General features: G+C 59.8%; 10 protein-coding genes. 3 read left to right on the forward strand and 7 right to left on the reverse strand.

Going from position 1 to position 12,315, the window contains the following annotated elements; all coding sequences use genetic code 11:
* Positions 1–15: 15 nt before the first annotated feature.
* The 6 genes from IT895_RS17520 to IT895_RS17545 all read right to left on the reverse strand — a co-directional run bounded on the left by IT895_RS17520 (position 16) and on the right by IT895_RS17545 (position 6,833).
* Positions 16–969: a D-2-hydroxyacid dehydrogenase family protein gene (locus tag IT895_RS17520; RefSeq protein WP_199284196.1), complete on the reverse strand. Its 954-nt coding sequence runs from the start codon at positions 967–969 to the stop codon at positions 16–18.
* Entirely contained in the window at positions 966–2,927 is a 1,962-nt protein-coding gene (locus IT895_RS17525) for a TRAP transporter permease (RefSeq protein WP_199284197.1), read from the reverse strand. Before IT895_RS17525 ends, IT895_RS17520 begins: the two co-directional genes overlap by 4 nt.
* 100 nt (positions 2,928–3,027) lie before the next feature.
* Complete coding sequence (locus tag IT895_RS17530) at positions 3,028–4,005, reverse strand: TAXI family TRAP transporter solute-binding subunit (protein WP_199284198.1); 978 nt, start codon at positions 4,003–4,005, stop codon at positions 3,028–3,030.
* 230 nt (positions 4,006–4,235) lie between these two features.
* A complete protein-coding gene (locus IT895_RS17535; protein ID WP_199284199.1) occupies positions 4,236–5,132 on the reverse strand; it encodes a LysR family transcriptional regulator in 897 nt (298 codons plus the stop codon).
* Positions 5,129–5,851: a haloacid dehalogenase type II gene (locus tag IT895_RS17540; protein ID WP_199284200.1), complete on the reverse strand. Its 723-nt coding sequence runs from the start codon at positions 5,849–5,851 to the stop codon at positions 5,129–5,131. The genes IT895_RS17535 and IT895_RS17540 overlap by 4 nt, the downstream gene beginning before the upstream one ends.
* Before the next feature lie 73 nt (positions 5,852–5,924).
* The gene (locus IT895_RS17545; RefSeq protein WP_199284201.1) at positions 5,925–6,833 is read right to left on the reverse strand and encodes a LysR family transcriptional regulator; all 909 of its coding nucleotides are present in this window, start codon (positions 6,831–6,833) and stop codon (positions 5,925–5,927) included.
* A 175-nt stretch (positions 6,834–7,008) separates the two neighbouring features.
* Here IT895_RS17545 and IT895_RS17550 point away from each other — a divergent pair, with 175 nt between their 5' ends.
* Genes IT895_RS17550 through IT895_RS17560 form a run of 3 tightly spaced genes read left to right on the forward strand, consistent with a single transcriptional unit; the run spans position 7,009 to position 11,156 of the window.
* Complete coding sequence (locus tag IT895_RS17550; RefSeq protein WP_199284202.1) at positions 7,009–8,205, forward strand: CaiB/BaiF CoA transferase family protein; 1,197 nt, start codon at positions 7,009–7,011, stop codon at positions 8,203–8,205.
* Positions 8,206–8,220: 15 nt separating this feature from the next.
* Entirely contained in the window at positions 8,221–9,138 is a 918-nt protein-coding gene (locus IT895_RS17555; RefSeq protein WP_199284203.1) for a hydroxymethylglutaryl-CoA lyase, read from the forward strand.
* Between the two features lie 26 nt (positions 9,139–9,164).
* A complete protein-coding gene (locus IT895_RS17560; RefSeq protein WP_199284204.1) occupies positions 9,165–11,156 on the forward strand; it encodes an aconitate hydratase in 1,992 nt (663 codons plus the stop codon).
* 69 nt (positions 11,157–11,225) lie between these two features.
* Here IT895_RS17560 and IT895_RS17565 read toward each other — a convergent pair whose 3' ends face one another.
* A complete protein-coding gene (locus IT895_RS17565; protein ID WP_199284205.1) occupies positions 11,226–12,281 on the reverse strand; it encodes a substrate-binding domain-containing protein in 1,056 nt (351 codons plus the stop codon).
* Positions 12,282–12,315 lie beyond the last annotated feature (34 nt).

A 12,315-nucleotide genomic window follows, 5' to 3' on the forward strand; every position in this document is an offset into this window, starting at 1 on the left:
AATGCAGGGGAATCGTTATTCCCCTGCGGCCAGATCACGCACCGGCTGGCCTGTGTCAAAAGCCACGACGTTGTCGAACGCATCGCCAAAATAGAGCTCATAGCTGTCTTTTTCGACATAGCCCAGGTGCGGCGTCGCCACGACGTTAGCCAGTTCCAGCAACGGGTGCGCCCGCACCGGTTCGTCATCGAACACATCCACGGCGGCCATACCCGGCCGCCCGGCGTTGAGCGCAGCTTCAAGCGCCCCGTCTTCCACCAGCGGAGCGCGACTGGTGTTCACCAGTAGCGCCGTGGGCTTCATGGCGGCGAGGTTTTCGGCGGTGACGATGCCGCGGGTTTCCGGGTTTAGCCGCAGGTGCAGGCTGAGCACATCGCTGCGTTCGAAGAAATCCGCCTGGGAATCCGCCACCTCAAGCCCTGCGGCCGCGGCTCGCTCGCGGGTCGTCTCCCGCCCCCACACCAGCACGTCCATTTCAAACGCCTGGCCGTAACGCGCCACCAACTGGCCAATCTTGCCGTAGCCAAAAATACCCAGCGTACGGCCTTTCAAGCCGGTACCCAGCGTGTGCTGCCAGCGCCCGGCCTTGAGATTATTCACCTCGTCGGGGATATGCCGCATCGCCGCCAGCACCAGCCCCCAGGTAAGCTCGGCGGCCGCATAGGGCGAGCCGGTGCCCGCCAGTACGGTCACGCCGTGCTGGCGGCAGGCCGCCATATCTACATGAGCCGCCCCACCACCAGTCTGGCTGATCACCTTGAGCTTGGGTAGCCGCGCCAGCAACGACGCGGTTATCGGTGTGCGCTCGCGAATCAGCACCAGGGCCTCGGCGTCTTGAAAGCGCGCCACCAGTTGGTCTTCATCGGTCACCGTGTCGTTATAGACGGTGACCTGGTGGCCTGCCAGCTTGGCAAAGGCATCCAGCGTGCGTACGCAATCCTGATAATCGTCGGGGATCACTACCTTCATGAGTGCGTTTCCTTGGAAGGTTCAGAAGCTAGCGGGGTAGCGCCTTTAGGCGTATGGGTCGCAAAACGCTGCCACGCGAAGATACCTGCTATAACGGCAATCCCGGCGACATCGGTGATGGCTTGCCCATTGATCAGCATCAGGGCGGCGAACAGCAGCAGTCCACGTTCTAGCCAGGAACATGGGCGCGCAAAATAGCCGATGGTCGATGCCGCCAGGGCAATAATACCCAGCACCCCGGATGCCACTGCCATGCCAATTTCCAGCTTCGTGCCTTGGCCCAGAAGCGGCGGGTGGTAAATGAACATGAAGGGAATCAGGAAGCCGCCCAGCGAAATCTTGGTGGCCGTCAGTGCCGTACGGAACCAGTGCGAACCGGCAATCGCGCCACCGATATAAGCCGCCAGCGCGACAGGCGGCGTGACGCCTGACAGAATCGCGAAATAAAGGATAAACAGGTGTGCCGAAAGACTTGGCAGCCCCGCTTCGATAAAGGCCGCCGCGACCACCGATGCCGCCAGCATATAAGCGGCGACCGTGGGCAGGCCCATCCCCAGAATAATGGCCACCACCATCGCCAGCAAAAGCGTGATCAGCACATCACCACCGCTCACCATGACGATCAGCGAGGACACCTTGAGCCCCAGCCCCGTCAGGCTGATCACCGCGGCAATCAGCGCGACACTGCCGATAATGACGGCAATCATGGCCGCCGTCATCGCCCCGGCTTCGAGGGCCGCCGGCAGGGATTTTACCCGCTCCCATAGCGTTCCCTGACTGCGTGGCGATACCAGATACAGCACCATCGCCGTGAAGTACGCTGCCACCGCGGCGGTTGTCGGTGTATAGCGCAGTATCAGCATGGTAATCAGCACGATCAGCGGCAGCAGTAAGGTTTCTACGTTGAAAAACCCTTCGCGCAAGCTTGGCCGCTGGTCTTTGGGAATCGGGTCCAGCCCTAGGCGCTTGGCTTCAAAATGCACGCTCATCCAGATAGCCAGGTAAAAAAGCAGCGCCGGTATCAGGGCAGCACTGATAATGTCCAGGTAGCTGGTCGATATTACATCGGCCATGACGAACGCAGCCGCGCCCATGATGGGTGGCAGAATCTGTCCGCCGGTCGATGCCGACGCTTCAGTCGCCGCGGCAAAACGCGGGCTATAGCCGCTTTTCTTCATCAGCGGAATGGTGAACACCCCGGTGGTGGCCACGTTGGCCGCCGTGCTACCGCTGATGCTGCCAAACATGGCACTACACAAGGTAGCCGCTTTGGCGGGCCCGCCTGCCATTCCGCCGGTCGCGGCGGTGGAAAGCCGCATGAACGTATCGCCGCCGCCGGTCGTGACCAGCAGCGCTCCAAACATGATGAAGATGACAATCACCGTGGAGGAGGTGCGCATCAGGCTGCCAAAGATGCCAGTGGGGCCGAGGTAGAAGGTCGCCACCAGATCGTCCCAGCGAAAGCCGCCGTGGCCCCACACGCCGGGCAAGTGTTGCCCAAAGGCCGCATACGCCAGGGCGATCAGCACCAGGATCGGGAAAGCCAGACCGATAGCGCGGCGACAGGCTTCCAGAAGCAGCAAGATCGCACTCACGCCCAGCACCAGATCCAGCGCGGTAGGCGTTAGATAGCCCAGCTGATAGATGATGCGGTCGAAGTGATAAACGTAGTAGCCGCTGATCACGACGCTCATGACAATCGGGACAATATCAAACCAGGGGATTTTCTGGGCATCCCGTACCCGGCAATGGTAAGCCAGAAAAATCAGCGGCATTGCAAACAGCAGGTGAACGGCGTTTTGCGTATTCACCGGCCCGGTAACGGCCGTATAGAGGTGGAAAATCGCCATCGCAACGGCGGCTGTGCGCACCACCACAAACCAGAAGCCCGAGAGCTGTCGCTTGCCCGAATCCTCCTGATACTTTTCAACAACATTGGGATTCTTAGCGGTATCCATGGGGGAACTCCCGCGCCGCCCGCCCCAAGGCGGTCGAGCAACGCGTCAGGCTGATAGCTAACGCCCCCACCGGGATACCGGCGGGGGCTCAAGAGTGTACTTACTGAGCTTCAGGCGGAATGATGTCTTCCGGAATGTCCAGACCCAACTCCTGGTAGTAGCGCAGCGCCCCGGCATGCAGCGGGAAGGTGGCGGTATCTACCACGGTCTGTGGCTCAACGCTTGCCGCTGGCTTGAAAGAAGCCGCCACTTCGTCGTGGTTTTCCCAGTACGCCTTGGTCAGTTCGTACACCGTATCGGCGTCAAGCTCGGTGCTTGCCGCCACGCCCATGTAGATCCCCAGCGACTGGGCTTCGCTCATCCCGGTATAGGTATCCGCCGGTACAATGGCAGGCGACAGGAAGGGCAACTCTTCAATCACCGTGTCCACCTGTTCGTCCGTCAGCGACAGCAGCTGTAGCGGGCGTGAGGAATGCACCTCGGTAAACAGCGGGATCGGCGGCACACCGTTGTAGCTAAAGCCCACCAGGCGACCATCGGTCACGCCTTCCGCCGCATCGTTCACCCGCATGCGCTGGAAGTCCGGCTCGATATTGAGGATGCCAAACACCTGCTCGGTAATGTACTCGCCGCCCCCACCAATGCTGCTGGGGTTGAAGCGTTCGCCGTTCAGGTCTTCAAAGGTTTCGATATCGCTATCCTGGCGAACCGCCCAGTGCATGGTGGACGGCGCAATCCAGTAAACGAGCCGCACATCCGGGTTGGGTGTATCCTCGAAACGGCCGACGCCGTTATAGAGCTCATACCCCACCAGGGCTTCGGTGAACGCCAGGTCAAGCTCGCCGTTATTCAGTCGTATGGCGTTTTCACGAGTGCCGCCCGTTTCACGTACGGTAATTTCGTAATCTGAATTGGCGCTTATCACGCGCGCGCCTTCCGAGATACCGAAAAACCAGCCAGTACCGGTGGGCACGGCGCCCATGTTAAGCGCGGTCTGTGCCTGAACAGTGCCGGTCGTAAGCGCACCAGCGACCAACAGGGAAGCGGGCAGTAGGTGGCGTAGTTTTATTGCAGTCATTGTTATTTCCTCTCAGCGTCGGGAAGCATGTTGTGCTGTTGTTTGCTGTGGGAGGCCAAGGTCGCGCCCCTCCCGAAAACTCACCAAGCAGGGGAACATCGCTTGATGGTTGCTAGAGTGATAGCGCTAAAGGTGGGTAGCTGTATATTGGTGATTGATGAACCTGCCTTCTCCAAACGCGAAAGCTGGACGAGGAAAGTGCACAACAGCTGACTTGGAGAGCCCGCCAATCAACGCACCGCCGCGGCATTCACCAAATGGTCGACCAACACCCGGGCGGCCATGGAGAGCTTGTCTAAATCTTTCACATAGATACTCAGCCGACGCCGTGCCCAGCTGTCGCGAATCGCCAACACCTTGACGTTGAGGCCATCGACATACTGACGAATGGCGCCGCGGGGCAACACGCCGATCCCCAGGCCTTCCTGGACCATCAGGCATAGCGCGTCGTAGCTGGTCACCTGAATACGGATACGCAGTGTCTTATTGACCATGCTGGCGGCGCGCATAATCTCCAGATTGATGGCACTCGCGGTATGCAACCCCACATGGGGATAGTCCAGGCACTCGCGAAAATCGATCTGCTCCCGCTCGGCAAGCGGATGCTGCTTGGGGACCACCAGCACAAGGTCATCAACGTGGTAGGGAAACTCGATGAGGTCGTAGCCATGCAGCAGTTGGGCGCACACCCCGATATCCGCGTTGTTGTTCATGACCTCGCGGGTAATGATGGGGCTTACTTTCTCTTCCAACTGCACGCCAATATCCGGGTGCTGCTCGAAAAAAACGCGCATTTCGTTGGGCAGGTATTGCGTGATCGCTGACATATTGGCGAACACCCGCACCATGCCGCGTTGACCACTGGAATAGTCGCGCATTTGCAGACCGAGGTCTTCCAGATTATGCAGTACGCCACGGGATAGATTCAGCAGAGCACTCCCGGCGGGCGTCAGCACGATACCTCGATTGTTGCGCTTGAGCAGTGGCGTGTTGAAGTAGGCTTCCAGCTCGCTAAGCCGCTTGCTGACGGCCGAAGTCGCCATGAACGACGCATCGGCCGCGCCGCTGATGGTGCCCGTTTCAGCCACGCGCACAAACAGTCTGAGTGATGTCGGGTCGAGTTTCATAGCAGCTGTCGCGCCAGGTCGGTGATGTCCTCGGCGACGAAATCGAAGCGGGGATCAATGGATAAATCAGGTGTGGCGTCTGGCCCGTGCTCCAGGGGACGCTTGATAAAGGCGGTGCGCATGCCCTGCCGATAGGCGGCCTGGAGGTCATCCTGATGCGCCGCCACCATCATCACCTGCGATGGTTTGAGGTCGAGCAGTCGCATTGCCATCTGATACACCTCCGGGTCACGCTTGTAGTGCCCGGCGAGCTCCGATGACAGCACGCAGTCCCAGGGCAGGCCAGCATGGCGCGCCATGTTCACCAGCAGTGAGACATTGCCGTTGGATAGCGTGGCCAACACATAGCGCTGTTTTAGCTTTGAAAGCCCCTCAACGCTGTCAGACCAGGGCGTCAAGCGGTGCCAGACCCGGTTCAAATGGTCTTTTTCGGTTTCATCCAGACAGTCGGCCAGGCCATGGTCATCGAGCAACCGGTCCAGCGTCATCCGATGCAACTCGTCCAGCCGAGTCCATGGCAGTTCACCCTGGCGCACGCGATCCATCGCCGGTGCATAGCCTCCGCGCCACTCGTCAGCAAAGCGTGCCCAGTCGATGTTGAGGCCCTTGGCGTCACCCAACTGCTGGCCTTCCCGAATGACACTACTGCGCCAGTCCACCACCGTGCCAAAGACATCAAAGGTGAGGGCTCTCACCTCGCTTGCAATGCTCTCGGTCATGCCCTTCTCCTGGGTTGTGATGTTCATGCACGTTATCGCTTTGCCGATGCGTTTAACATGGTAGTTTTTAAAGCTACAGAGGCTGTTCGGGGGTATGAGGCGCTAACAGGTGATCGACCAGGTGGCGGGCCACCAGCGGCAGAGTAGCGTAATGACGCATTCCCACCACCAGCTCGCGCTTGGCCCACTCGTCGGCCAAGGGGATCATGCATAACTTTAAATCTTTCAAATCGCGATACAGCGTTTGCTGAGGCAATACACCAACGCCCATGCCGTAATGAATCATGCGGCAAATCGCATCAAAGCTGCGTACCTGAATTCGCATGCGCAGGGTTCTTCCCGCCTGGCTGGCCTGCTCATGCAGGAGCGATTGTAGCGACGTGTCCTGTTGCAAGCCTACAAAGTCGTATTCAGCGGCCTGATGCAAATGCAGCTGCTGATGAACAGCCAGCGGATGATCCTGCGGCGTCACCAGGACCAGCTGATCGCGCCGGTAGGGCTTTACCTCCAGCTCATCCGCCGCCACATGGCTGGCAAAAATGCCGATATCGGCCACGCCATCGCGCACGGCGGTAATCGCTTCACTGCTGGTACGTTCCTGCAGGTCGATCTTGATCTGCGGGTAGGTCAGGGCAAAGGCGCTTAAATCCTGGGGAAGAAAGGCGATGATCGCCGAGGTGTTGGAATGGATGCGCACATGACCGCGCACCCCTTCGCCGTATTCGCTCAGCTCGGCCTGCATTCGCGCCACGTCTTCGAGAATGCGTTGGGCATGGTGTAAAAACGCCCGGCCTGCCGGGGTAAGTTCAACTCCCCGGGGGCGGCGATACAAGAGTTCGGTGCCCACCAGCGCCTCCAGGTCGCTGACGCGCTTGCTGACCGCTGCCACGGCAAGGTGTTCACGCTCAGCGGCGGCGGTGAGCCGCCCCTCATCGGCAATGGCAACAAACAGTTTCAAGGTAACAAAATCAAATCGCAGCATCGCGCTGACCGCCCTGCTATTGGGGTAAAAGAACGTACCTCGCCATCTTAGGCTTCGTCCATGACGAACACCTAGTTCCTGATTGCTTAATTGTTCTCACACGCCAGCTCGCCGATGCTAGGTGGAAAACAAACTGACAATAACGGCATCAACAGGGTTATCAGGAGCTCTTATTATGACCACGCGCCAGCTTCCCCTCGATGGACTGAAAGTCGTAGAGCTTGGCCAACTGATTGCAGGCCCGTTTGCCACCAAACTTCTCGGCGAATTTGGCGCTGACGTGATCAAGATCGAGCCCCCCGGCACCGGCGACCCCCTTCGTAAATGGCGGATTCTCGAAGAAGGCACCTCGCTCTGGTGGCATGTGCAAAGCCGTACCAAGCGCTCGGTAACGCTCGACCTGCGTACTGAAGAAGGCCAGGAAATGGTGCGCCGCCTGGCGGTAGAGGCGGATGTCATCGTTGAAAACTTTCGCCCCGGCACGCTAGAGGGCTGGGGGCTTGGCTATGAAGCACTGGCCGCGCATAACCCCGGGTTGATCATGGTGCGCGTTTCCGGCTTCGGCCAGACCGGCCCTTACCGTAACAAGCCAGGGTTCGGGGTCATCGGTGAGGCGATGGGCGGGCTGCGTTACCTGACCGGCCAGCCGGATGAACCCTCGGTAAGGGTCGGCGTCAGCATCGGTGATTCGCTATCCGCGCTATACGCCGTGATAGGCACGTTACTTGCTCTTCAGGAACGACAGCGCAGCGGCCTGGGGCAGGAAATTGACGTCGCGCTCTACGAGTCCGTCTTTGCCATGATGGAAAGCCTGCTGCCCGAATACGATGCGACCGGTCATGTCCGCGAACCCAGTGGTAGCGCACTGCCGGGCATCACGCCCTCGAATGCATACCGTACGCAGCAGGGTGACTATGTGCTTATCGCAGGCAACGGCGACAGTATTTTCAAGCGCCTGATGCAGGTCATTGGCCGCGACGACCTCGCGCAGAACCCTGCCATGGCGCATAACGATGGCCGTTCCCAGCATGCCCAGGCAATCGATGCCGCTATCGAGGCCTGGACCCAGACCCGGGAGCGCGACGAGATACTGCGCCTCCTGGAGGAGGCGCGCGTGCCGGCAGGCTACCCCTACACCGCTGCGGATATTGCCAACGACCCGCACTACCTGGCCCGCGAAATGATTCAGACCGTGACGCGTGCCGACGGTCGTTCGCTCAAGGTGCCGGGCGTCCTGCCCAAATTGAGCGCCACGCCCGGCAGGCTTGGGCAAGGTGGCCCGCCGCTGGGTGCCCATACCGATGAAGTGCTTGACGAGTTGGGCATCGATACCGAAACCCGTGAAAAACTGCGCCATGCAGGCATTATCTAACCTTGAGAGGGCACGATGGAGACGCTACAAATCAACGAAGTCGCTCCTCGGGATGGCTTTCAGAGCGAATCACGTTTTATACCCACCGACCAGAAGGTGGCGTTGATTGATGCCCTGACCGCCACCGGCATTGCGCGCATCGAGGCCACCTCCTTCGTGTCGCCCAAGGCGATTCCCAACCTAAGTGATGCCGCCGAGGTTGTCAGCGCCATTCAACGTCGTCAAGGCGTCGACATAACCGTGCTGGTACCTAACCTGAAAGGTGCTGAGCGTGCACTTGCCTGCGGTGTCGACGAGATCAACCTGGTGATGTCGGCAAGCGATGCCCACGGTCGGGCCAACCTGCGCATGACGCCCGAAGTGTCACTCCAGCAGTTTGCCAACATCATTAATACCGTCAGGGGCAGCGGCGTGTTTATCAACGCCTCGCTGTCGACGGCCTTTGGTTGCCCGTTTGAAGGCAATGTGCCTGAAGCGCGGGTACTCGACCTCATCGAACAACAGCTGGCGCTGGGCGTAGAGGGTGTCACGCTCTGCGATACCACCGGTGTTGCCAATCCGGTTCAGGTGAGCGCGCTGTGTGCTCAGGTACTGAAACGCTTCCCTGGCGTACCGTTTACGCTACATTTTCATAATACCCGGGGCATGGGCCTTGCCAACGCGCTGGCCGCCTGGCAGGTCGGCATTACCCGCTTCGATGCCTCGCTGGGAGGGCTGGGCGGCTGTCCCTTTGCCCCCGGCGCAACGGGCAATGTGTGCACGGAAGACCTGGTACACATGTTTGAGCAGATGGGAGTGAACACGGGTGTCAATCTGCCCGCGCTGCTTGAGGCCTGTGCCACTCTCCCCGATTTGATCGGCCACGACACCCCAGGGCAGGTAGGCAAAGCAGGCAGCGCCGATCGTCGCTATCCCCTGCCTGCCCAGGTGTAACGCAACTCCACCGACGGTGAATAACAATGACTCAGTCCGTGACATCCGCCCAACCTTTGAACCTTTCCCAGCAGTTAATCCAGCGCCATCTCGTCAGCGGCGAGATGATCCCGGGTAGCGAAATCGCTCTGGAGATCAACCAGGCGTTGCTTCAGGACGTGCTGGGCACACTGGTCATGCTGGAACTCGAAGCCATGGGCCTGGACCGTGTCCATACCCAGCCCAGCGTGCAGTATATCGACCACGGTCTGGTACAAGCGGACAACCTGAATGCAGAAACCTACCTGTTTCTGAAAAGTGCCTGCGAGCGTTTCGGCGTGTGGTACTCAGGCCCTGGCAATGGCATCAGCCACCCGGTGCATATGGAAAACTTCGGCGTCCCCGGTCAGTCGATCGTCGGCTGCGACAGCCACACCACGGCGGCAGGGGCGCTGGGGATGCTGGCCATTGGCGCAGGCGGTATTGAAGTCGCCATGGCCATGGCGGGCGAACCACTGTATATCACCATGCCCAAGATCTGGGGCATTAAGCTGGAAGGCCAGTTGCCCGACTGGGTGTCCGCCAAGGACATCGTTCTCGAGCTGTTACGTCGGCACGGCGTTGCCGGTGGCAAAAACACGATGATCGAATATTACGGCCCCGGGCTTGCCCACCTTTCCGCCATGGACCGCCATGTATTGGCGAACATGGGCACTGAAATGGGCGCGACGGCCACGGTCTTCCCCAGCGACGAAGAAACCCGTCGCTTTCTGGCGGCTCGCGGACGGGAGAGTGACTGGCAGCCACTGGCCGCGGAACCCGGCTGTCGCTACGAACTCAACGATCATCTTGACCTCGCGACCTTGGAACCCATGATCGCACTGCCTTCCAGCCCGGATAATGTCGTCACCGTTCGCGAAGCGGCAGGCCAGCCACTCCATCAGGCCTATATCGGCTCTTCAGGTAATCCGGGATATCGTGATTTTGCGGTCGTGGCGGAAATCGTCCGCGACCGACAGGTGGCCGACGGTGTCTCGCTGGACATCAACCCGTCTTCTCGTCAGGTACTCACCACGCTGATTCAACAGGGTTATCTGGCTGATCTTGTTGCCAGTGGCGCGCGACTCCATCAAGCAGGTTGTAACGGCTGTATCGGCATGGGCCAAGCCCCTGCCGTGGGGCTCAACAGCCTGCGTACGGTACCGCGTAATTTTCCGGGGCGCTCGGGCACACGAGAAGACAGCGTTTTTCTATGCAGCCCGGAAACGGCGGCTGCCTCGGCGCTGGCCGGGGTCATTACCGACCCACGAACGCTTTCCATGGCGTATCCGCGCATTACCGAGCCAGACAAGATAGTCATTAACCGTGCGCTGTTTAACGCGCCGCTGCCTGTTGAAGAAGCCCGCCTCAAGCCCCTGCAAAAAACGGACAACACACCGGCATTACCGGCGTTGAGCCCCCTCCCCGATACGCTGGAAGTACCCGTATTACTGGTCGTCGGCGACAACATTTCAACCGATGACATCATGCCTGCCGGTCAGCGGGTGCTGCCTTACTGGAGCAGCATCTATGCGTCGGCCCCTTTCACGTTTGAAGCCGTCGATGATACCTACGCGACCCGTGCTGACACCACCCGCACCCAGGGCGGTCATGTGATTGTCGGCGGTGTTAACTACGGCCAAGGGTCAAGTCGCGAGAATGCCGCGCTGGTGCCCCGCTATCTGGGCTTGCAGGTGGTGATCGCCAAGAGTTTTGCCCGCATTCATTGGCAGAACCTGATTTGTTTTGGCGCCTTACCGCTCACCTTTTGCCACCCCGAAGATAGCGAGCGCTTGGGTCAGGGAGACATGATTGTGATCAGGGATCTTTACAACCAACTTGCCAAAGGCGATGACTTGATCGCCGAGGTCCCCGGCAAGGGGACAATGACCTTGCACCACGGGCTGACGGAGCGCCAGAAAACGTTGATTGCGCAAGGCGGCGTCATAAATCATTTGCGTGAGCGTAATGCTCAACAAGCGACGTCGACCAGCGGCTAACCAACGCCCGGCAGATAACCATCGAAAAGGGTTTGTCCAGTGACAGGCCCATGATCAACCAGTAAACCCTTATAAAAAGCTGCCGATCTCGATCACGCCGCCACACTGGCTGGGGCTATAGCCTGGCAGACACTGCACCGCTTCCTGGAAGGAAGCGCTGCGCAACACCTGCAAAAAGTCGGTAAATTGCGACTCTTTCAGGGAACGATGATGGCACGCCAGCAAGTAGTCTTCAGTGGCCAACGGCACAAAATCTAGCCCGAACCGCTGCGCGGCGGCCTCGACACCAAAGCCAACATCCGCCATGCCCGCCGCCACATAGGCCGCTACCGCCGAGTGGGTGTACTCCTCAACCCCGTAACCATTGACGTTGGCGGCTGAAATACCGGCCTCGGCCAGCAGGCTGTCCAGCAGTTCCCGGGTTCCGGACGACGCCTGCCGGTTGATAAACGTCACCGGCCTGTCGGCCAGTGCGGCAACGCCATCAATGCCCAACGGGTTACCTGGCGCCACCATTAGCCCCTGCTGGCGGGCGATAAATCCTATCAGCCGATGATAGCGGGGTTTGAGCAGGCGGCGGTATTTACGCCGTGCCTTTTCCCCCACAGCCCCCCTGGGCAGGTGGCAGCCCGCCAGATCACAGCGGTCTTGGTTCAGGGCTGCAAGCGCTTCCACCGAGCTGCAGTACTGCAGATAAAGCTGCAGCTCACCCAGATGCTGCGGCAGCAGCTCTATCGCAAACCCGTGGCTGGCGTGGAGGCGCAGGACGGGGTGCACGCCTTCCTGGTGCTGCTGAATGGCAAGGTTCAGCTCGGAGCTCAGGCTATCAAGCTGCGGGCTTAACCGAGCGGTGGCGCGCTGCTCGGCCCATAGCAGCTTCTCACCCAGCGGCGATAACCGCGCCCCTCGCCCCCGCGCCATTTCTACCAAGGTGACACCAAAAAACTCCCCGCCCTGGCGCAGTAGATTCCACGCGTGGCGATAGGAAATCCCCGCTTCCTCGGCGGCATGGGTCAACTTGCCGTGGCGATGAACCGCCCCCAGCAGGCGCAAAAGGTGGGGGTCGAGCCGGTGCCCCTCTTCATCGCTAAAGCACCAGGTCGGCGTTACCTTGATCCGTTTCATAGGCACACTATTTCATATTTTTCAGTCGATAACT

This window comes from Halomonas sp. A40-4 (genome assembly GCF_015767635.1).
GTDB lineage: Bacteria > Pseudomonadota > Gammaproteobacteria > Pseudomonadales > Halomonadaceae > Vreelandella > Vreelandella janggokensis.